Origin of the sequence: Streptococcus moroccensis (genome assembly GCF_030812835.1) — a bacterium.
GTDB lineage: Bacteria > Bacillota > Bacilli > Lactobacillales > Streptococcaceae > Streptococcus > Streptococcus moroccensis.
In genome coordinates this window covers 53355-76772 of the sequence record NZ_JAUSTM010000011.1, presented here as the reverse complement: position 1 = coordinate 76772, position 23418 = coordinate 53355, and the positions used below count along the sequence as shown (strand labels likewise).

Below are 23418 nucleotides of genomic sequence, written 5' to 3'. Positions count from 1 at the left end.
TGGAGTTTTTTGGTATAACCAGCGATGCGCACCCGCATAGCGGGTGGTTTATTTGTTTCGCACCTGCGGAGCGAAACGGACTTAAAGTCACATAAATATCAAAACTAGACTGGCCTTTGTCCAGTCTAGTTTTTCAGTATTATTTGTTTCAGTAAAAGGGATTAATCTAATCGCTCATCTGATGGGCTTTACTTTCTTGTCTGTCTATTTCTTGTGCAATCCTTGCTTCAGGCGCAAAATCCCGCTCCCAATGATCAGGTTTTAAAATCTTTCCTGTTTTGGGATGGTAGTGCGCCTTGCCATCTGGCCAAATCTTGCCCATGTTAGCCCGATGGACAATTTCAAAAATGGGACCAGGATCTACTCCTATCAAAGCAAAACTACCATAAGTAAAGTACAACAAATCGATGAGGGCATCGACCTGACCAACTAAGGTGGAATTACCTTGTTTACCTTTCATTTTTGTTTTTTGAGCTGCATTATATAGGGCATCATGAAGGTAGGCGATACTCTCATCAAAAGCCTCTTCTGATTGAGACGTCGCATAAACTAATTCAACAATCTCTTCTATTTTAAAGTCTGCACGATTGACCACCTGCTCTATCGTAAACGCGACTGGTTTTTGCGGCACACGACCATCCATGACTTGATGAAAGTCACGTACATCTTGATAATGCTTATCCGATTCTACCATACGATTATCCTTCTTCTCTTCAACTATTCTACTAATTTAAAATATTTTAAAGCAGCAGCAATACCATCTTCGTTATTGGAATCTGTGATGTGTCGAGCAATCTGTTTCAAGCGTCGATTGCCATTGCCCATCACTATGCCAAATCCCACGCCCTTAATCATCTCATAGTCATTATCTGAATCTCCAAACGCCATCACTTGACCTAAATCAAAATCAAACTTTTCAGCCACGAGGGAAATTCCCTTCAGCTTGGACATGCCTTTAGAGATCACATCTGCTGCAAAAGGGCTGCTACGAGTAAACCTCAATTTGGGGAATCGAGTTGATAGTTTATCCGTCTCTTTTTTACTGGCTAACATGACAACCTGATAAACCGGTTGCTCTAATTTGGCTAACATACTTTCCCGAGTTTTTGGACGAATTCTTCGATAGACGTGATTGAAACCCAGCATGAGGACATCTGCTGTAATATCTGGCAGTCGTTTGACCATCCAATAGGCCCATTTCCCAACACCAACATGGAGCAGACGACTACCAATCATATCGGTTGCTGTCCCAAATGAGAGATCCCTTTGTTTCAACTGGGCATAATCGATTAATTTTTCCAAACTCTCTTTAGGAAGAGCTTGCGACGAGATGACCGTTTTCCGATCTACGATGTATTGCCCGTTGTAGCAAATAGCAACGTCCAAATTTAAGGATGCCATGTAAGGTAGTGAAAAATTAGGCCCTCGACCAGTAGCTAGGCCAACAAGGTAACCCTGATGCTTCAACTGGTTGATGGCTTTAATCGTTGATGCTGATACTGTCCGGTTATCTGTTAGAAGCGTACCGTCGATATCAAAAAATACAGCCTTTATCGTCAAAACATCACCTACTTCTCTTTTCTATGATAAAATAGATTATATCACATTGAAAGCAATTTTGAAAGACACTGAAAATGACTAAAACAATTCTCGTTCTCCACACAGGAGGCACTATCTCAATGTCAGAAAATGCTAGCGGTCATGTCATGCCAACAACAAACAACCCCATGACGACCATTGACTTTTCTGATAAGAACATCAAAACAACCTCCTACGAAGTCCTAAACCTTCCAAGTCCTCACATCACACCAGAGGATATGCTTTTTCTTTATCGGGAGATTCTTCGCCTATCTCCAGATTATGACGGAATTGTGCTGACACATGGAACTGACACCTTAGAAGAAACAGCCTACTTTTTAGACACTATGGAACTTCCTGAAATCCCCCTCGTTTTGACTGGAGCCATGCGCTCCTCTGACCAACTCGGTAGCGATGGTGTCCATAACTATTTAACAGCTTTAAGGGTTGCTGCTGATCCGCAATCTAGAGGCAAAGGGGTACTTGTCGTCATGAATGACGAAATCCATGCTGCCAAGTACGTCACAAAGACCCATACAACCAATCTATCGACCTTTCAAACCCCGACCCATGGGCCAATCGGGTTGATTACCAAACAAAATATCCTTTATGTCAGTCAACCTCAAGCTCGGCAACGCTTTAAGCTGCAAACGATAACAGGAACGATACCGATCATCCAAGCTTATACGGGAATGGGAAGCACTTTACTGTCACTCCTTCATTCAGAACAGATGTCAGGCTTGGTCATCGAAGCTATGGGAGCTGGCAATGTTCCCCCTCAAGCAGCTGAAGAAATCAAAAAACTAATTCAAGCTGGCCTACCAGTTGTCCTAGTTTCACGGTGTTTCAACGGCATTGCAGAACCCGTTTATGCCTACGAAGGCGGTGGCGCTCAGCTTAAAGACATGGGAGTTATGTTTGTCAAAGAACTCAATGCCCCCAAAGCAAGGCTAAAATTGCTCATCGCCCTAAATGCTGGACTCGAGGGGAAGACCTTAAAAGATTACATCGAAGGGTAATGTTTTAACAAATACTTTTAAAATAGTGCAGTTAGACGTGGTGTTTTGTCCATTGAGCTCCTTTATGCTCTTTTTGGTCACCTCCGCGTCTTTTCCTTTCTTCAAAAAACAACAACCCGATCGCTCTTCTATTGAGCAATCGAGTTGTTGAAAAAATTTAACTTGCAAAAAGTAATCAAAAATTCTTCAGACCACTTACGGATAACTAACCATCTCAGAAAGATTCGCTAGTTATTTTCAGAGAGTTTTACTTATAAATTTTCCCATTTCCACTCGTGAACTTCTGGGATATCATCCCCGTGTTCGCGGATATAGGCCTTATGGAAATCAACTGTCTCGGACATCTTATCTGAGAAGTCCTTAGCCTTATCTCCAAGGCTAGCTTCAGCCGCATCTTGTGCGAGGTGGAAGCGATCCAACTCAGACATCACACGCATGTCAAATGGTGTGGTGATATCTCCGTTCTCACGGTAACCGTGCACCCGAAGATTATGGTTGTGACGCTTGAAGAAGATGTCACGGATCATGCCCTCATAGCCATGGAAGGCAAAGATCACAGGCTTATCTGTCGTAAAGACTTGGTCAAATGCTTCATCAGAAAGACCACGTGGGTCGATATCTGGATGGCGAAGTTTTAAGATATCCACCACATTGACAAAGCGAATCTTCAACTCTGGAAAGGCTTTATGAAGGATGGAGATACCAGCTAAAGCTTCCAAGTTTGGCTCTGTTCCTGCTGCCGCAAAGACAACATCAGGTTCCTCATCACCAGAGACAGTAGACGCCCAATCGATGACTTTATACCCCTTTTCGACCAATTCTGCAGCCTCATCCTTAGAGAAAAACTGTGGACGTGGGTGCTTAGAAGCAACGATCAGGTTGATCTTGTCTTCTGCTTTAAAGGCCTTGTCCATCACTGCCAGAAGAGAGTTGGTATCCGCTGGCAGGTATTCCCGGATAAATTCCGGTGTTTTTTCAGCCAAATGGGTCAAGAGTCCTGGATCTTGGTGCGTGTAGCCATTATGGTCTTGTTGGAAGACGGTTGATGTCGCAATCAAGTTGAGTGCAGGGTAATTCTTCCGCCATGTGGTATGGGTTTTGGATTTACGCAACCATTTGAAATGTTGGGTAATCATGGAATCCACCACACGTAAGAAGGATTCGTAGGACGCGAAGAACCCATGGCGGCCTGTTAAGACATACCCTTCAAGGAAACCTTCCGCCTGATGCTCAGACAATTGCGAATCAATCACGCGTCCGACTGGGCTAATCCATTCATCGTAAGAAGCATCACGTCTCCCCATCCATTGGCGGTTAGTCTTGGTGAAGACTTCTTGGAGACGGTTTGATTTGGTTTCATCTGGTCCAAAAATACGGAAGTTATCTGGGTTTGCTTCGACAAGGTCTGCCGCATATTTCCCAAGTTCAATCATATCTTGAGCCATGATTGCACCTGGTGTTTCAATGTCAAACCCACGTTTACGCCAATCAGCAGTGTCCATTGGCTTCACAACGCCTGCGTTAGTCACAGGGTTCATGGCCATACGACGTTCTCCTTTAGGAGCAATGGCCGCAATCTCATCGCGAATTTTGCCATTCTCATCAAAGAGTTCTTCAGGACGATAAGCTTTCAACCAATCTAGAAGAGCATCCAAGTGTTCCATATGGTGAGCATCTACTGGAATTGGCACTTGATGGGCACGCCAACCACCAGCGATTGGAGTTCCTTCCCAGCTCTCAGGACCTGTCCACCCTTTTGGAATGCGAGCCACAAGTACTGGCCAAGTAGGCATGGTCGCTTCCTCAGCAGACCCTTGACGCCCTTCTGCTTGAATGGCTTTGATGGTCTCAATCGCCTGGTCTAATTTTTCAGCGAACAAGGCATGAGAAGCCTCAAAGTCATCGCTAATAGCCGTTACATCCGCAAAAATAGGTTGCCAGCTAAGACCTGAGAAGAATTGTTCTAATTCCGCATCGGTTTTTCGTTCCAAAATCGTTGGGTTGTGGATTTTACCACCATTGAGGTAAAGGATTGGCAGGACTGCTCCATCATTGACTGGGTTAATAAAGGTGTTAGACATCCAGCCAGCCATCAATGGTCCTGTTTCAGCCTCACCATCTCCGATCACTGTCGCAGCAATCACATCTGGATTATCTAAAATCGCACCTGTAGCGTGTGACAAAGCGTAGCCCAGTTCTCCACCCTCATGGATAGATCCTGGCGTTTCAGGCGCCGCGTGAGAGGCAATCCCTCCAGGGAAGGAGAAAATTTTACAGAGTTCTTTAAATCCTTCTTCATTTTGAGGAATGTTTGGGTTGAGTTCTGTATAACTGCCATCCAAATAGGAATTGGAAACCATGACCTGACCACCGTGACCAGGACCTTCAATGTAAAACATATCGGCATCATACTTGTTAATGGCACGGTTCAAGTGCGCATAGATAAAGTTTTGACCAGGAACAGTCCCCCAGTGTCCAATTGGATGGGCTTTAAGGTCGCTTTCGACGACGTCGCGGCGAAGCAAGGGGTTATCCTTCAGATACATCTGGGCTGCTGAAATGTAGTTGGCCGCACGCCACCAGGCGTCTACTTTATTGAGATAGTCTTGACTATCGAATGAAGTTGTCATGTGATTCTCCTTGTTTTTAAGATGTCCAGACATTAAATTTATAATTTTAGTAATGTACGGACATCTGTTGATGATTTTATTATAATACGATAGCTATCAAAAGTCAATTCAAATTTTACAATTTCTGACTCAAAATTAAGTTGGTTACTAACTCGTTCCTACTAATTAAATAAAGAAAGAGAAGCCCAGCATGAGCTTCTCTAATGTTGAATTGTATTGTATAGTATAGTAAAGTTGGGAATTAAGCGTTTGGATAAATGTAGTATACAGTTCCACCACCCCAAATGGAGTGAGTTGGGTTAAACCATCCACGGTAATTTGCGATCGATTGATTACCTGCATAATTAGATTCAGAAACCTGAATACGTGTAGAGGATTCAACACTAGTAACAACCGCTACGTGTCCATAACCGCCACCATCGTTAGGCCATACTGCAACTGCTCCAACGGCTGGGGTTGTTCCCACCGTAAATCCAGCAGTACGCGCTGAGCTGACCCATTGACCAGCATTGCCCCAATTATTGCCAACCCATGGCGCTAATGTCTTAGCACCCCAAGTACATTGACCGATAGGGTAGGTATTGGTCGTTTCTGATTGTGTTGATGTCGTTGTTGCTGCGGAACGCAAGTTTACAACAGATGCTGTTTCAGAACTTGTTTGAACAGCTGGAGCTGGTGTTGCTTCAACTGGTTTAACAGTTGTTACTTCTGCTACTACGGGTGCAGGAGCTTCAGTAACTGGTGCTACAACTGTTTCTGCTGATGTAGCGACTGCAGGTGTTGTTTCAACTGGTGTAGAAGCAACCTCTGTTGTCGCTTCCGTAGTTGTAACTGGAGTAACAACTTCTGTTGGAGCGGCTGGAGCAGCTTCAGCTGGTGTAACGACTGCAGGTGCTGCAGTTTCTGTAGGTGTCACAGGAGTTTCTGTCACTGTCGGAGCTGGTGTTGCTTCAACTGGAGCAGCTGATACCTCTACTGGTGTAGAAACTACAGGTGCCGATTCAACTGGTGCTACAACTTCTGTCGCCACAACTGGAGCTGGCGCAGCATGTTCTACATAAGCACCAGCAGAAGCTGGTGAAACCGTTAATTCGGGATTACTTTCAAGCGCTGGTACAGCATCATTAGCTTCTGCAGCTTTAGGCGCTTCAACTTTAACCTCAAGAACGTCAACCGTTACAGGAGCATAACCTGTTCTAACTGTTTGGACATCTTCGTAAGCTACTTCTTTAACCACTTCTTCAGCGACAGGAGCAACTGAAGGAGTTGATTTATGAGCTAACGGCAAGACTGAAGCCGTAAATGCTGATTCTGATACAGCTACATCATTTTCAGTCACAATGTCTTTAGACTTTAAAATGGCTTTAGTTGTTTCTGTAGCTTGAACACTTGGTTCCGTGCTGACAGGTGCTGTACCTGTTACCTGGTTAGCTTGAGCAGTTAAACCAACAACACCACCTAACGTTGCCGTACTAAAAAGTAAGCTCGAAAATATCTTCTTCATACTCTATACAATTCTCCTGTTTATCATGAATTCATCAGTAATAATATTTTAACAGAAAACCTTCCGGTTTTGTATTACACTTCTTTGACAGATAACCCTTCAATTGTTACAGTCAAATGACAACCAAAAATGTCTGTTTGTAAGCTAACTCAAGCTAAATCAGTTTAGTAATTCATTTAACCTTTTTAATCAAACCTAGATGTTTGATCTAAGTTTCTGGCAAGAATTTCCCAATCAGCTTGGTCCATCCATTTAGGGTCTTGAACAATCTGAGCCGCCATTTTTCTGGCCTCTTCTAAAATCGGGTAATCTTCAACAATATCAGCTACCTGAAATTCTGGAATACCTGATTGCCGAGTTCCAAAGAGTTCCCCCGACCCTCTCATCTTAAGGTCTTCTTCGGCTAGGACAAAACCATCCGTTGTTTCTGTCATGATGCTCATTCGTCGTTTCCCTGACTCAGTCTTAGGATTGGAAACTAAAATAGCATAAGATTGCTTGTCCCCTCTACCAACTCGACCTCGTAGCTGATGCAGCTGGCTGAGACCAAAACGATCCGCATCCATAATAATCATGATAGTCGCATTAGGAACATTAACGCCCACCTCAATCACTGTCGTTGAGACAAGTAGATCAATCGCTTTAGCCTTAAAGCCTTGCATAATGTCATCCTTTTCCTGGGCCTTCATTTTCCCATGCAAAAGGGCTATCTTAGCCTGATCTTTAAAATAAGACTGTAAATCTTCGGCTAAAGCAGTGGCATTTTTTAAGTCCAGCGCCTCTGAAGCCTCAATCAATGGCGAAATCACATAGACTTGAGCTCCTTTTTCCAGTTCAGAACTAAGCCAGTCAAGTACCTGTTCAAACTGTTCATGTTTAACCCATCTGGTAACAATGGGTTTACGCCCTGCTGGCAATTGATCGATGATGGAGACATCCATTTCACCATACGCTGTGATAGCTAATGTTCTAGGAATCGGAGTCGCTGTCATCATTAGCACATCAGGTTGTTCCCCTTTTTCCCGAAAAAGACGCCGTTGGTTAACACCAAAACGATGTTGCTCATCCGTAATAACTAACCCTAAGCGATGATAACTTACCCCTTCTTGAATCAAGGCATGTGTCCCAACAATCATATTAACCCGTCCATCTGCTATCTGTTCAAGAATCAACCGTTTTTCGGACTGTTTCATACTTCCAGTTAGGAGGGCAATGGAGAGATCTGGAAAGAGTTCCGTTAAACTCGCAAAATGTTGTTCTGCTAAAATCTCTGTCGGTACCATGATGGCAGCTTGAAATCCCGCAGTAACGGCAGCAAACATGGCTAATCCTGCAACCACGGTCTTACCAGAACCAACATCGCCTTGGAGCAGTCGATTCATGTGGCGAGGGCTACCCATATCCTTTAGTATCTCATCAAGACTCCGATTTTGAGCGTCTGTCAGAGAGAAGGGAAGCTTTTTAATCCGATCATCAAGCAGATCTTGTTGATAGAGAATGGATAGCCCAAAATCAGTCGATTTAGTCTTTTCCCTTAAGACCTGAAGGCGCAGCTGATAATAAAACAATTCCTCAAACTTCACTCGCCGAAGCGCTTGCCGATACTGCTCTATATCTGCTGGGAAATGCATGGCTACCACAGCAGCTTGCCGATTGATGAGACGGTATTTTTCAAGCAAAACCTGAGGTAAATTTTCCTCTAACAGCTGATGGTAACCTACCTGAAAAGCTGCCGTCACTAATTTCACCAAGTTAGCTTGGGTAACCCCTTGACCAACATGATAAATTGGTTGCATGTCATCTTGCGCTTGCGCCAAAACCTTCATGCCTGTCAAGGCCGCCTTTTTCAGATCCCATTTTCCCCAGATAGAGACTTGCTCTCCTAAATCAATCTGGTCAGCTAGATAAGGTTGATTAAAGAAACTAACACCGACAACAACCTCTCCTTGCTTTATTTTGAAGCTCAATCGATTGCGTTTGTATCCATAATATTGGACACTGGCAGGCGTGACAACTTGCCCGACAACCACTGCTTTTTCACCATCTAAGAGTTCTAAAACGTCTCTGGATTTAAAGTCTTCATAACGAAAAGGATAATACACTAACAAATCACCGACTGTTTCCAAATCTAATTTTAGATATTTTTCAGCAGATTTGGGTCCGACTCCTGGTAAAACAGTTAAGCGATCAGTCAGTTGCATGGTATTCCTCCTTTTAGTTATTAGTTTACTCTGACTTCAGATAGCGACGGGCAATGCGGTCACTCAGTAGGCAAACAATTTCGTAGTTGATTGTTTCTCTGTAATTAGCCCAATCCTGAACCGTAATCTGCTGTTCCCCATTGGCTCCAATCAGGGTCACAGCCGTTCCTAACGGGTATTTACGCGGAAGACGAATAGTCACCTGGTCCATGGACACACGGCCAACAATTTCACAAAATTGCCCATCAACTAAGACCTTAAACCCTTGCATTTTCCGGGTTAGCCCATCAGCATAGCCAATAGGAATGGTTCCAATCCATTCTTGCTCGCTCGTCTGATAGGTTGCCCCATAACCAATCGTACTTCCAGCCGCCACCTCTTTGACATGAACTAAGGACGACGAAAGGGTGAGCGCTGGTTTTATATGTAAAGGCATCTCCAATGTTTGTCCGCTAGGATTCAGCCCATAGAGCACATCTCCCAAGCGAACAGCATCAAAAACTGTCTCTTGATGCCAAATAGCTGTTGCCGAGTTGCTGGCATGAACCATCTTGGGCTGTTGAGATAGCTTAGATAGCATGTTTTTAAAACACATCAATTGTGCTTCAAACTGCTCGTCATCTTTTTCATCTGCAGTAGCGAAATGAGTGAAGATCCCTTCAAAAGTCATCTGATTAGCAGACATTTTTTCAATCGCTTTTTCAACCATTTGACTGTCTCGAAAGCCTATTCGCCCCATGCCAGTATCAACTTTTAGGTGAACAGACAGACCCGCAACTTCAATACCCATAGCTAATACGGCCTCCAACCACTCCAGAGAGGCTACTGTTACAGCTATTTGGTACTTGAGCGCTAAAGATACACATTCTATCGGGATAACACCTAAAACCAAGAGGGGGGCTGTAATACCTGCTTCTCGGAGTTCGATCGCTTCGTCAATATTGGACAAGCAAAACCCAGCCACATCCTTTTGCAAATAGTTAGCCACCTCTACCGCTCCATGCCCGTAAGCATTGGCTTTGACCACTGCCCAAGCCTGAGTTTTTTCCGGTAATGTCTGCATAACTTGTTGCAAATTGTGACCGATGTGTTCAAGATTAACAGTGACCACGGTTGGTCGATGCTGTGCACTAATCATCTTTCTCCTCCAAAATGACACTAGACTGAACAAAATCACCCGAATGACTAATAGACACCCAGACCTCACCAGAAAAAGGATGCTTGGTAAATACAGGAGCACCTAAATCATTTGACAAAATTTCTAAATCTTGAAAACTAATTTGGCCAATGCCTGTCCCCCAAGCCTTGGAAAAAGCTTCCTTAGCTGACCAGCGACCAGCGAGATAACTGATTTGGCGTTCGCCTTTTAAGCTTTCAAAGACCTTGCTTTCTTCTTCTGTAAGAACTTTTTGGGCAAAACGCGAACTCTTGGCGTGAGCCTTTGCCACTTGGCTGATAATCTGTAAGTCAATCCCATGTCCGACGATCATAAGGTTTGGACCTCTCTCTAAAATCTCTCTAAAAATAAAGGGAGCCAGTGGACTCAGTCCAGCTGACTCGCCGACAGTTATGTAATGATGCTCTGATAATACCTTCCTGAAAACCTTTCTTATCTCAACTCAGACGAATTCCCATTCGACTAGGCCCCGTTAAATGGAAATACAGAGTGTGAACGCCATTCAAGAGAGATCACATTAGGCTCTGCCCTATGACCTATGTTACTCGTCAAAAGCTGATTTTCTAGATATTAGAGTAATTCTTCAAAAGACTCGTACTTTGTAGTCTCATAAATTTCACGAACAAGGCTTTCTGTCTTTTCCCAGCCTAAGCAAGGATCAGTGATCGATTTGCCATAAACCAAAGGTTGGTCCTGACGACCATCTTCTATATAAGATTCGATCATAAAGCCACGAACAAACTGATTGATTTTGGCATTCCAATCACGGTTAATCAGTGTTTGACGAACAATTCGAATTTGTTCTAAATAGTTTTTACCTGAGTTGTCATGATTGGTATCAATTATGATGAAAGGATTGACTAGACCCATTTTTTCGTACTGAGCTATCGCTTTTAATAAAATATCATAATAGTAATTGGGTTCATTTTCACCGTGCTCATTGGTAGCTCCGCGCAAAATGGCATGGGCCATAGGATTACCGTCTGTATCCACTTCAGCACCGTTAAAGAAGAAATTCTGCTCATTTTGCGCCGCAAAAATCCCGTTAAACATGATGTTTAGATTTCCCGATGTAGGGTTTTTTAAGCCGACCGGGACATCGATCCCAGAAGCCACAAAGCGGTGCTCTTGATCCTCGACAGACCGAGCTCCCACAGCGTGGTAACTCACCAAATCATCAACCAAAACGAGATTGCTTGGGTAGAGCATTTCATCAGCAGTTGTCAATCCTGTCTCAGTAATCACCTTATAGTGTAACTGGCGAACAGCTTGAAGACCATTAATGAGGTCTGGCAATTTTGAAGTATCAGGCTGGTGAACCAGTCCTTTATAGCCTGACCCATTGGTCCTTGGTTTAGCAGTGTAGACGCGCATGACCATAAAGATCTCATCTTTGACTTCTTCTTGAAGTTTAGCAAGACGATGAGCATAATCTAAGACTGCTTCTTCGTTATCTGATGAACAAGGTCCTATAATCAAAAGCAGGCGATCATCCTCGCCTGTCATGATTTTCCGAAGTTCCTCATCACGCTTTTCTTTTCTTGCTAGAGCTTCGCCCATCAACTGCGTTGGTGCCTTAACTTTAGCAATATCAATCAAATCGCCTTTTCGATGAATCCCCATTTTACTCTCCCAAGGTTCTGTATATTTCTTGAATTAAACTTTCTGTCTTATCCCACCCAAGACATGGATCGGTAATTGATTGCCCATAAACTTTAGGTTCGTCTTGACGACCATCTTCCAGATAGGACTCAATCATAAAGCCACGAACAACCTGGTTGATTTTTGGATTCCAAGCACGATTGATCAAGGTCTGACGAATAATACGAATCTGCTCTAGATAATTTTTTCCTGAATTATCATGATTGGTATCAATGATGATAAAAGGATTAGATAAGCCCATCTTCTCGTACTGAGCAATGGTTTCTAACAAATTATCATAGTAGTAATTAGGCTGAATTTTCCCAAATTCATTGATAGCTCCACGTAAAATGACATGGGCTAAGGGATTACCTGGTGTCTCCACCTCTTGTCCCGTGAATAAGAAGGACTGTTTGTGTTGGGCCGCATAGACCCCATTAAACATCACGTTAAGATTGCCAGACGTTGGATTTTTCATACCTGTTGGCACATCGATACCCGAAGCCACAAAACGATGCTGTTGGTTTTCAACCGAACGGGCACCAATCGCTATGTAAGATACCAAATCCTCAACCAATGGTAGGTTTTCCGGATAGAGCATTTCATCTGCTGTTGTTAGGCCAGTTTCTGTAATCACTCGATAATGCAGATTGCGAACAGCACGAATCCCATTGATCAGGCTCGGTGCCGCATCTGTTTTCGGCTGGTGCATCATGCCTTTATAACCATCACCATTGGTTCTTGGTTTAGCCGTGTAGACACGCATAACCATAAAAATACGGTCTTTAACCTGTTCTTGCAATTTTGCTAAACGATTGGCATATTCTAAAACAGCGTCTTCATTATCAGAAGAACACGGACCAATCACCAAGAGAAGACGATCGTCTTCCCCTTTGATGATAGCTTCTAATTCTTTATCGCGAGCTTCCTTTTTAGCCAGACGATCTCCTGTCAATTTTGAAAGTGCACGCACTTCATCCATATCAATTCTGTTACTAGTCGCTTTAAATGTCACTGTTTTCCCCCTATATCAACAGTTACTCAAGTTCTTTTGAACGCTCAGGCACGCCCATGGCAGTTTTTAAATTTTTTGCCAGATTGGCAAGGACAAAGATCATTGCGTCCAATAGACGTTAGATCAAGGTCCGTTGGCAGGGCAGCTTCTTTCGCTGAAATATTACGCGTTGCTGTCGTTTGAACATTTTGAACCTTACGTTCCCGCTCGATGTTATCATGGATTTGAGCCTTCATCATCAGACGAGTGACATCAAACTCAATAGCACCGATCATATCGTTAAACATTTTAAAGGCTTCTGATTGGTATTCAACAACAGGATTGTTCTGTGCATAGCCACGCAAGCCAACTGCACTGCGGAGTTGATCAAGAGCATCAATATGGTCTGTCCATTTGTTGTCAACAACACGCAAGATCAAAACTTTTTGGAATTCCTTAACAGCATCTTCATCGCGCAATTTTTCAACTTGACTGGCATAAATAGCCTGTGCCTTTTCAAACAAGACGTCTTTGATTTGTTGATTATCTATACCAGCAAAATCCTCTAAGGTCAACTCCTCTTCTGAAACAAGAGCCATGTGGGCAAAGTTTAGAATGGAAGCCTTTGCCTCATCACGATCTTTAACATGAGCATGGGCATCCACCTGACGCTCGATTGTCCGGCGAATCATGCCGTGGATTTCAGGCGCTAAATCACGGTCTGAAGTAATCACATCATAACGCTCACGATAGATAATTTCGCGTTGCTCACGCATGACATCATCGTATTGGAGAACTTGTTTACGAGAATCATAGTTATTCCCTTCAACACGCTTTTGAGCGCCTTCAACCTGGCGAGTCAACATACCAGACTTGATAACAGACTCTTCCTCAGACAGGTTCATACGGTCCATCACAGCTTTAATCCGTTCTGATCCAAAACGGCGCATCAACTCATCTTCAAGTGAAAGGTAAAATTGAGATTCACCAGGATCCCCTTGACGACCTGAACGACCACGAAGCTGGTTATCGATACGACGGCTCTCATGACGCTCTGTCCCGATAACGGCAAGCCCGCCCAGTTCGCGAACACCTTCACCAAGTTTGATGTCGGTACCACGACCGGCCATGTTGGTTGCAATCGTCACAGCTCCACGTTGACCAGCATTCATGATAATCTGCGCTTCTTTGGCATGGTTTTTAGCGTTAAGAACTTCGTGAGGGACACCCTCTGCCACTAATTTTTGCGAAATAAGTTCAGATGTTTCAACGGCTACCGTACCTAATAGGACCGGCTGACCTTTTTCATAACGAGCCTTAACGTCTTGAACGACGGCTTTGTACTTAGATTCAAGGCTTGGATAAAGCAAGTCTTCATGGTCTATACGAGCTATCGGTTTGTTGGTAGGAATCGGAATAATACGCATGTTATAAATTTCGCGGAATTCTTCTTCCTCGGTTTTACCAGTTCCTGACATCCCCGCCAGTTTTTTATACATACGGAACATATTTTGGTAGGTGATGCTGGCAGATGTTTTAGATTCATCTTGAATCGGAACACCTTCTTTAGCTTCAATCGCTTGGTGAAGACCATCTGAATAACGTCGACCTTCCATGGTACGACCTGTAAATTGGTCAACGATTAAGATTTCTTGGGTATCGGAAACGACATAGTCTACGTCCAAAGCCATGATGTAATTAGCCCGCAAGGCATTATCGATAAAGTGAGTCAAGGTAACATTTTCAATGTCATACAAGTTGTTTAAATTGAAAAATGCTTCGGCCTTATCAATCCCAGAATCAGATAAGCCAATCGTTTTAGACGGTACATCAATAATGTAATCATCCTTGGTAAGGCTCTTAACATAACGATCTGCACGGTTGTAAAGTTCTCCGGCTTCGCCTGTCTTAGCTCCAGATACAATGAGCGGTGTCCGCGCTTCATCGATCAAGACTGAGTCCACCTCATCGACAACAGCATAATTAAGAGGGCGTTGAACCATATCTTCAGCTCGAACAACCATATTATCCCGCAAATAGTCAAAACCAATCTCAGAGTTTGTCGAATAAGTAATGTCACACAGATATGCTTCTCGCTTTTCAGCTGGTGATTTGGCTGCAAGGTTAATCCCGACAGAAAGGCCTAACCACGAATACAGTTCACCCATCTCAGTCGCATCACGTGTCGACAAGTATTCATTGACAGTAACCACGTGAACACCTTCGCCACTGATAGCATTTAAGTATACCGGCATAGTGGCTGTCAAGGTTTTCCCTTCACCTGTCCGCATCTCCGGCATGTCGCCTTGGTGAAGAACGATACCACCCATGATTTGGACTCTATATGGAAATAGTCCTAAAACACGTTTAGAAGCTTCACGAACGACCGCAAAAGCTTCATAGAGCATATCATCCAAAGACTCACCATTTTGGTAGCGTTGCTTAAATTCGGGTGTTTTGGCCTGCAATTCTTCATCGCTTAGGGCAGCCATAGCATCCGCATAACTTTCAACCTTAAGCGCCATTTTTTCTAATTTTTTCAATTCCCCCTTATCATTTTCAATAAGGGTACGAAGCAGATTATTTCCCATCATTTTTCCTTTCGAAGGTAATCACCCTATCATACCACAAACCCTGCTATGTTTCAACAATTTTCCCACCAAAATGACCGGTCTAACCCACAAAAAAACGCGACGATTCGCGCTTTTTTTCTGATTAGTGAGCTATCTTCTTAGCAAGGGCAAAATTACCATAGGTCGCAGAACCGTTTTCTGCTATGGCTGGTGTCACAATATACTCATCTAAAGCTGGGACTGGAACGTAATTGTTCATCAGCTTCTTAAAAAGCTCGCGAACACGATTAAGCATATGGTCTTGAGCCATTACTCCTCCTCCAAAGACAATCACTTCTGGACGGAAATTAAGAGTGGTTGCCACAGCTGCTTGCGCAATATAATAGGCTTGAACATCCCAGACATAACTATCTTTTTCAATATTTTCACCACGAACACCAGTCCTTGCTTCAAGACTTGGTCCTGCTGCCAAGCCCTCTAGACACGCCCCGTGAAACGGACAAATCCCGTCAAAATTAGCATCGTCCGGATGCTTAGCCACATACACATGCCCTGCTTCAGCATGGCTGATACCCCCGATAAACTGACCATTTTGAATAGCACCAGCACCTATCCCTGTGCCAATCGTATAATAGACGAGGCTATCGACACCCTCACGGATGAGAGCCTCACCATATGCAGAAGAATTGACATCTGTCGTAAAGTAAACGGGGATACCAAGTGCTTCCTTGATAGGGCCGACTAAGTCTGTATCAGACCAGAAAGGTTTTGGTGTACTTGTAATGTAGCCATATGTTTCAGAATCAGGGTCAATATCAGCGGGCCCAAACGTCCCGATAGCTAAAGCCGCTAAGTTATCAAACTGTTGAAAGAAGGCAATGGTCTGAGCAATGGCTTCTTGGGGTGTTGCTGTTGGAAACTGGACTTTTTCAATCACTTCTAAGTTCTCATTACCAACAGCACAGATAAACTTGGTTCCACCAGCTTCTAAACTACCATATAAAGTTGTCATATAAGTTCCTCTTTATTTTAATGAAATCCCTATGGACTCCCTAATGTTATATTTCTTATTATAGCACGAATTGCACATTTGTCACATCACCAAAAAAGGGCCTAGGCCCTTTTTATGATGACATTATTTTGCTAGTTTCAAGAAAGCATCGCCTTGAGCAACGGTTCCTGAAGCAAGGGCATCTACTGAAGCATAATCAGCTGTGTTCGTTACGATTACCATAGTTGTCGTGTCAAGGCCAGCTTCCGCGATAACTGCTGGATCAAAGTGTCCAAGAACATCACCAGCTTTGACCTGATCTCCGGCAGAAACCTTCATGTCAAAGCCACGACCATTTAAGGAAACCGTATCGATACCGACGTGGATCAAGATTTCAGCACCATTAGTTGTTTTCAAACCATAGGCATGGCCTGTTTCAAAAGCGATGGTGACTTCAGCATCTGCTGGTGCATAAACAACACCTTCAGATGGTTTCACTGCCAAGCCTTTACCCATCGCACCTGATGAGAAGACAGGATCAGCCACATTTTCAAGGGCAACAACTTCACCAACAAGTGGCGAAACGACTTCTTCACCAGACTGATCAGCTACAGCTGAAGCTGGAACAGCAGAAACACGTGGTTGTGTTTTAACTGGTTGCTCAGTTGTCGTAGCTTTAGCTTTCTTATCATCTTCAAAACCGAACATGTAAGTCAAAGCAAATCCAGCTGCAAATGAAATAGCAACCATAAGAAGGTATTGTGGCAGTTGACCATTAAGGTAAAGCATTGTTCCAGGAATGATAGTGATACCAGAACCAGTACCAGCCAAACCAAGTAGTGAAGCAACCATACCACCAATAGCACCACCGATAAGTCCCATTACAAACGGTTTACGGTAACGCAAGTTAACACCGAAGATAGCCGGCTCAGTAATACCGAGGAAGGCAGAAAGGGCAGCTGGGAAAGCAAGAGCTTTCAACTTAGCATCTTTCGTTTTAACACCAACAGCAACAGTTGCCGCACCTTGGGCTGTCATCGCTGCTGTGATAATAGCATTAAAGGCATTGGCTTTAGAATCTGCCAATAATTGGATTTCAAGCATGTTGAAGATGTGGTGAACACCAGATACCACGATGATTTGGTGAACTCCACCAATAATCAATCCGGCTAAACCAAATGGCAAAGCAAGGATTGCTTTAGTTCCAAGAAGAATGTATTCTTCAACAACGTGGAAGATTGGACCAATCACAAAGAGACCGAGAATAGACATCACAAAGAGTGTCACAAATGGCGTCACCAAGAGATCAAGTACATCTGGTACAAACTTACGCACAAACTTCTCAAATTTAGCACCGACCAATCCGATGATAAACGCAGGAAGAACGGAACCTTGTAAACCAACAACTGGGATAAAGCCAAAGAAAATTGTTGGTGTTACGTCACCACCTGAAGCCACAGCCCAAGCGTTTGGAAGCGAACCAGAGATGAGCATCATCCCAAGAACAATACCGATGGTTTGGTTACCACCAAAAACACGGAAGGTTGACCATACGACAAGGGCTGGAAGGACGATAAAGGCTGTATCCGTCAAGATTTGAGAGTAAACGTTCAAATCTTCTGGCAAGACGATACCAAACGCTCCAAGCAAACCACGAAGCCCCATAAAGAGACCAGTTGCTACGATTGCTGGGATGATTGGAACAAAGACGTCACCAAAGGTACGAATGGCACGTTGAAAGAAGTTGCCTTGTTTAGCAGCTTCTGCTTTTTGTTCGCTTGTTGTTGATGTTGGCAAGCCAAGTGCTACCACTTCATCATAGATTTTGTTTACAGTACCTGTACCAAAAATCATTTGGTATTGGCCTGAGTTGAAGAAAGCTCCTTGAACTTTCTCGATGTTTTCTGCACGGTCCTTGTCGATTTTGTTTTCGTCAACAACCATGACACGCAAACGAGTCGCACAGTGTGCTACGCTACGAACATTTTCACGTCCGCCGAGCGCCTCGATGACCTCTTTTGCAATTTGTGTGTTATCCATTTGCAAAGAATCTCCTTAATGTATAGAATAATTTTTTGAAAGCGGTTTACATCTTCTTTCGATTTCTATTTTACCATCTTTTCAAAATATGTCAACCGTTTATCATAAATTTATTGATTTTTGCAGTTAGAAGTTGATTTTTAGACGGAAAACGGTTACTATAAAAGAGAAAAAAACCATCACTTGATGGCTTAGAGGAGTATTATCATGGCTTTTGATAGCAGTCTGCGCTACCGCCCTTATGAGGACTGGAACGCCGAAGAAATTCAACAAATCGAAGAAAACGTCGCCAAATCCCCGTGGCATAGCCACTTTCACATCGAACCAAAACGTGGCCTCTTAAACGATCCTAATGGTTTTTCCTATTTCGATGGCAAATGGCAGCTCTTTTACCAATGGTTTCCCTTTGGAGCAGCTCACGGTCTAAAATCTTGGGTTCATACAACCTCAGAAGACTTGGTTCGCTTTGAAGAAACCGGCATTGTTTTGGAACCGGACCACCCACTAGATACTCATGGGATGTATTCTGGCTCTGCCATGCAGATGGATGACCAGCTCTTTATCTTCTACACAGGAAATGTCCGTGACAAGGACTGGATTCGCCATCCTTACCAAAATGGCGCTTTAATGGATAAAGACGGCAAACTCGTTAAGTTTGACTTGCCTCTCATTACCCAGCCTGCTGACACGACAGACCATTTCCGTGACCCACAAATCTTCCTCTATGACGGCCAGTACTATGCCATCATCGGCGGACAAGATTTGGAGAACAAAGGGATCATCAAACTCTACAAAGCTGTGGATAACGACTATAAAAATTGGGAAGAAGTGGGTGACTTGGCCTTTGGCAATGACCGCACAGCCTACATGATGGAGTGTCCAAATCTTGTATTTGTAGATAACCGCCCGGTCTTACTCTACTGCCCGCAAGGCCTTGATAAGACGGTTCTAAACTACGATAACATCTACCCTAATATGTATAAAATCGGGCAAGACTTCGACCCTGAGAAGGCTGAAATCTTGGAGCCTTCAGCTCTTCAGAACCTCGATTACGGCTTTGAATGCTATGCAACTCAAGGTTTTAATGCCCCTGATGGTCGTGCCCTCACTGTCAGCTGGTTGGGACTCCCAGATGTTACATACCCGACAGATGATTACGACTATCAAGGTGCTCTTTCCTTGGTTAAGGAGTTAAGACTCCAAGACGGTAAGCTCTACCAGTACCCAGTTGATGCCATCACTAGCCTACGTCAAGACGAGAAACCTTTCGCTGCTCAAATGGAGACAGACAACGTCTACGAATTGCAGTTAACAATCCCTAAAGGTAGCCAGACAGAACTAGTCCTTTGCGCAGATGCGGATGGCAAGGGGCTCAAACTGTCCATCGACCTTCAAGAAGGAACCTTTACTGTTGATCGTAGCCAAGCCGGCCAACAATACGCCCTAGACTTTGGTCAAACTCGTAGCTGTTTCCTTGACAACCAAGACACTACGCTTGCTATCTTTATGGACAAGTCTATCTTTGAAATCTTTATCAATAAAGGAGAGAAGGTCTTCTCCGGTCGCGTCTATCCAAACGACGACCAGACTGGCATTCGTTTGACACATGGTCAGGCTGAAGGAACCTTCTACACATTAAACCATGGTCGCTAAACTTACCGATGTTGCTGCCCTAGCTGGTGTCAGCCCAACAACCGTTTCACGGGTCATCAATAACAAGGGCTACCTTTCGGATAAAACTATCCAGAAAGTCCACGCTGCCATGCGTGAATTGTCCTACAAACCCAATAATCTTGCCAGAAGCCTGCAGGGCAAATCGGCCAAGTTGGTCGGATTGATTTTTCCAAAAATTTCCAACGTCTTCTACGCCGAATTGATCGAGCATTTGGAACTCGAACTCTTTGATCGGGGGTACAAAACCATTATCTGCAACAGTCAAAGCGAACCAGAAAAAGAACGCGAGTATTTGGAAATGTTGGAAGCCAATCAAGTCGATGGCATCATCTCCTCCAGCCATAATTTAGGGATTTCCGATTATGACCGAGTATCAGCCCCTATCATTGCTTTTGACCGTAACCTTTCTCCTAGTATCCCAGTTGTTTCTTCAGATAACTTACAGGGTGGGAAATTAGCAGCTAACCAGCTGATCAAAGCCGGCTGTCAACGACCACTCATGATCTCAGGAAACGACGATTCTAACTCCCCTACTGGCTTGCGTCAGGCAGGTTTCACAGAGCAATTACCAGATGCTCCAGTCATCCATGTATCGTCTAATTTCTCAGCTCTACGAAAAGAGATGGAAATCAAAACCATTTTGAAGAAATATCAACCAGATGGGATTTTCACCTCAGATGATCTAACAGCCATTCTGGTACGGAAAATTGCTTTAGAGGCTGATTTATCTATGCCTCAGGACCTTAAATTGGTCGGCTATGATGGCACGGCCTTTATGGAAAACTACTTTCCTCAGTTAACCACCATCAAACAGCCACTCAAAGAAATTGCCCAATTGATGGTTGATCTCTTGGTTGAGCGCATTGAACAAGGTCAAGAACTACCTGAAAAACATTATATCTTACCCGTTACCCTTGTCGCAGGAACAAGCGCCTAATTTAAATGATCTTTCCAAATCACAGATTGCAAAAGTCTGTGATTTTTTTATCCAATTAGTTGCGAATTTTTAGAATTTTATGTAAAATGTTAGACTGAATGATTATTAATGAGGAGTCTATATGAAAAAGACATTTTTAAGCCTGGCCATGCTTTTGCTAAGCCTTTTTAGCTTTGTTAGCATTGCTCAGGCAGAGGATAACTACTTGCGTGTTGGGATGGAAGCTGCCTACGCGCCCTTTAACTGGACACAGGACGATGACACCAATGGAGCCGTTCCCATCGAAGGAACCAATCAATATGCCAACGGTTACGACGTCCAAATCGCTAAGAAAATTGCCGAAGATATGGATAAAGAGCTTCTGGTCGTTAAGACTTCTTGGACTGGTCTCATTCCAGCCTTAACCTCTGGCAAAATTGATATGATCGTCGCTGGGATGAGTCCAACAGAGGAACGAAAACTGGAAATTGCCTTCTCCGAAAGTTATTATACCAGCGAGCCTGTCCTCGTCGTCGCATCGGATGGCGATTATGCAGGGGCGACCTCAATCGAAGATTTTGTAGGGGCTAAGGTCACTGCCCAGCAAGGCGTTTGGCACGTCAACCTCTTAACTCAGTTGACAGACGCCAACATGCAGACTCCTATGGGAGACTTTTCGCAAATGCGGCAGGCCCTTCTAGCTGGTGTCATCGATGCTTACATCTCTGAACGCCCTGAAGCGATGACAGCTGAAGCTGCGAACAGTAAGTTTAAAATGCTGACATTAGACCCAGGTTTTGAGGTGGCAGAATCTGACGCTGCTATTGCTGTCGGCATGCGTAAAGACGATATTCGCATCGTACAAGTTAACGAAACCATTTCAAAAATGACTACCGATGAACAAGTGGCCCTCATGGACGACATGATCACCAAACAGCCACTGGAAGAAAATGATAGCGAAGAGACACCTTCCTTTCTCTCTCAAATGGCCACTATTTTGACTAAAAACTGGCAACAACTCCTTCGTGGAACAGGCATGACCCTCTTAATTTCTATTGTCGGTACCATCATCGGAACCATCATTGGGCTTTTAATCGGTGTTTACCGGACCGCTCCAAAAGCTTCCAATCGTTTTCTTGCTGGCCTTCAAACCCTCTTTGGTTGGCTGCTCAATGTCTATATTGAAGTCTTCCGCGGTACTCCGATGATTGTACAAGCCATGGTTATTTATTACGGTACGGCACAAGCCTTCGGACTTAATATCGACCGAACACTTGCGGCCATCTTTATCGTTTCCATTAACACTGGGGCCTATATGAGTGAAATCGTCCGCGGTGGGATCTTTGCAGTCGACAAAGGCCAATTTGAAGCAGCAACGGCTCTTGGCTTTACCCATGGGCAAACCATGGGCAAGATTGTCCTGCCTCAGGTAATTCGTAACATTCTTCCTGCGACAGGAAATGAATTCGTCATCAATATAAAAGACACCTCCGTTTTGAATGTGATTTCCGTTGTTGAACTCTATTTCTCAGGAAATACCGTGGCCACTCAGACCTACCAGTACTTCCAGACCTTTAGTGTCATTGCTATTATTTACTTTGTGCTCACCTTTACCGTAACCCGCATCTTACGCTATCTTGAAAAACGGATGGATGTGGATACTTACACGACGGGAGCCAACCAAATGCAAATCGAGGAGGTGCCACATGTCTAGTCCTATTTTAGAAATCAAACACTTAAAAAAATCCTTCGGCCAAAATGAGGTCTTAAAAGATATCTCCATGACTGTTCATAAAGGAGAAGTCATTTCGATCATTGGCTCATCAGGATCGGGAAAATCCACCCTATTACGCTCCATCAATCTACTAGAGGACCCGAGTGCAGGAGAAATCCTTTTCCACGGTGAAAATGTCTTGGAAAAAAACTTTAATTTAACAGCTTATCGGGAAAAAATGGGAATGGTTTTCCAGTCGTTTAATCTCTTTAACAACCTTAATGTTTTGGAAAATGCCGTCGTTGCTCAGACGACTGTCCTTAAAAGAGACCGAGCAGAAGCTGAAACCATTGCTAAAGACAATTTGGAGAAAGTGGGTCTTGGTCAACAATACTGGCAAGCCAAACCTAGTCAACTCTCGGGAGGCCAAAAACAACGGGTCGCTATTGCTAGAGCCCTCTCTGTCAATCCAGAAGCCATGCTTTTTGACGAACCAACGTCAGCCCTTGATCCAGAGATGGTCGGTGAAGTGTTGAAAACCATGAAAGATTTAGCCCAATCTGGCTTAACCATGATTATCGTGACCCACGAAATGGAATTTGCTAGAGATGTTTCCGACCGTGTCATTTTCATGGATAAAGGAGTGATCGCTGAAGAAGGCACTCCTCAACAACTGTTTGAAAACCCAAGGCAAGAGCGCACCAAAGAATTCTTACAACGGTTTTTGGGGTAAACTAAAAAAGAGCAAAGGTGTCTCGTCTGAAAT

15 protein-coding genes and 1 pseudogene are annotated in these 23418 nt (G+C 43.8%); 5 read left to right on the top strand and 11 right to left on the bottom strand.

The window, feature by feature from the left end; all coding sequences use genetic code 11:
- Positions 1–166: 166 nt before the first annotated feature.
- A pseudogene (locus J2S23_RS06620) lies at positions 167–1560 on the bottom strand (Cof-type HAD-IIB family hydrolase).
- A 74-nt stretch (positions 1561–1634) separates the two neighbouring features.
- Here J2S23_RS06620 and J2S23_RS06615 point away from each other — a divergent pair.
- Complete coding sequence (locus J2S23_RS06615) at positions 1635–2597, top strand: asparaginase (protein WP_307121961.1); 963 nt, start codon at positions 1635–1637, stop codon at positions 2595–2597.
- A gap of 251 nt (positions 2598–2848) precedes the next feature.
- Here the strand turns inward: J2S23_RS06615 and J2S23_RS06610 are convergent, their stop codons facing one another.
- From J2S23_RS06610 to J2S23_RS06565, 10 genes are all read right to left on the bottom strand, one after another.
- The gene (locus J2S23_RS06610; RefSeq protein WP_307121960.1) at positions 2849–5227 is read right to left on the bottom strand and encodes a phosphoketolase family protein; all 2379 of its coding nucleotides are present in this window, start codon (positions 5225–5227) and stop codon (positions 2849–2851) included.
- Between the two features lie 241 nt (positions 5228–5468).
- The gene (locus J2S23_RS06605) at positions 5469–6731 is read right to left on the bottom strand and encodes a CHAP domain-containing protein (RefSeq protein WP_307121959.1); all 1263 of its coding nucleotides are present in this window, start codon (positions 6729–6731) and stop codon (positions 5469–5471) included.
- A gap of 185 nt (positions 6732–6916) precedes the next feature.
- The gene (gene recG / locus J2S23_RS06600) at positions 6917–8953 is read right to left on the bottom strand and encodes an ATP-dependent DNA helicase RecG (protein WP_307121966.1); all 2037 of its coding nucleotides are present in this window, start codon (positions 8951–8953) and stop codon (positions 6917–6919) included.
- A 4-nt stretch (positions 8954–8957) separates the two neighbouring features.
- Positions 8958–10070: an alanine racemase gene (alr, locus tag J2S23_RS06595; RefSeq protein ID WP_307121958.1), complete on the bottom strand. Its 1113-nt coding sequence runs from the start codon at positions 10068–10070 to the stop codon at positions 8958–8960.
- Positions 10063–10422, bottom strand: a complete 360-nt coding sequence (gene acpS / locus J2S23_RS06590) for a holo-ACP synthase (protein WP_307121957.1) — start codon at positions 10420–10422, stop codon at positions 10063–10065. The genes alr and acpS overlap by 8 nt, the downstream gene beginning before the upstream one ends.
- Positions 10423–10679: 257 nt before the next feature.
- Positions 10680–11732 carry a 3-deoxy-7-phosphoheptulonate synthase gene (locus tag J2S23_RS06585; RefSeq protein WP_307121956.1) on the bottom strand — a complete coding sequence of 351 codons (1053 nt, stop codon included), beginning with the start codon at positions 11730–11732 and terminating at the stop codon, positions 10680–10682.
- A gap of 1 nt (position 11733) precedes the next feature.
- The gene (locus J2S23_RS06580; RefSeq protein ID WP_307121955.1) at positions 11734–12765 is read right to left on the bottom strand and encodes a 3-deoxy-7-phosphoheptulonate synthase; all 1032 of its coding nucleotides are present in this window, start codon (positions 12763–12765) and stop codon (positions 11734–11736) included.
- Between the two features lie 44 nt (positions 12766–12809).
- Complete coding sequence (secA, locus tag J2S23_RS06575) at positions 12810–15335, bottom strand: preprotein translocase subunit SecA (RefSeq protein ID WP_307121954.1); 2526 nt, start codon at positions 15333–15335, stop codon at positions 12810–12812.
- Positions 15336–15459: 124 nt separating this feature from the next.
- The gene (scrK, locus tag J2S23_RS06570) at positions 15460–16329 is read right to left on the bottom strand and encodes a fructokinase ScrK (RefSeq protein ID WP_307121953.1); all 870 of its coding nucleotides are present in this window, start codon (positions 16327–16329) and stop codon (positions 15460–15462) included.
- 123 nt (positions 16330–16452) lie between these two features.
- Positions 16453–18348, bottom strand: a complete 1896-nt coding sequence (locus tag J2S23_RS06565; RefSeq protein WP_307121952.1) for a sucrose-specific PTS transporter subunit IIBC — start codon at positions 18346–18348, stop codon at positions 16453–16455.
- Positions 18349–18555: 207 nt separating this feature from the next.
- On the opposite strand from J2S23_RS06565, the gene J2S23_RS06560 reads away from it, so the two are divergent.
- The 4 genes from J2S23_RS06560 (at position 18556) to J2S23_RS06545 (ending at position 23385) form a co-directional block, all read left to right on the top strand.
- Complete coding sequence (locus J2S23_RS06560) at positions 18556–20001, top strand: sucrose-6-phosphate hydrolase (RefSeq protein WP_307121951.1); 1446 nt, start codon at positions 18556–18558, stop codon at positions 19999–20001.
- Positions 19991–20959, top strand: coding sequence for a LacI family DNA-binding transcriptional regulator (locus J2S23_RS06555; protein WP_307121950.1), 969 nt, complete (start codon positions 19991–19993; stop codon positions 20957–20959). Before J2S23_RS06560 ends, J2S23_RS06555 begins: the two co-directional genes overlap by 11 nt.
- Positions 20960–21080: 121 nt before the next feature.
- Positions 21081–22652, top strand: coding sequence for an ABC transporter substrate-binding protein/permease (locus J2S23_RS06550; RefSeq protein ID WP_307121949.1), 1572 nt, complete (start codon positions 21081–21083; stop codon positions 22650–22652).
- On the top strand, positions 22645–23385 hold the full coding sequence (locus J2S23_RS06545) for an amino acid ABC transporter ATP-binding protein (protein ID WP_307121948.1): 741 nt from the start codon (positions 22645–22647) through the stop codon (positions 23383–23385). The genes J2S23_RS06550 and J2S23_RS06545 overlap by 8 nt, the downstream gene beginning before the upstream one ends.
- The last annotated feature ends 33 nt before the right edge of the window (positions 23386–23418 follow it).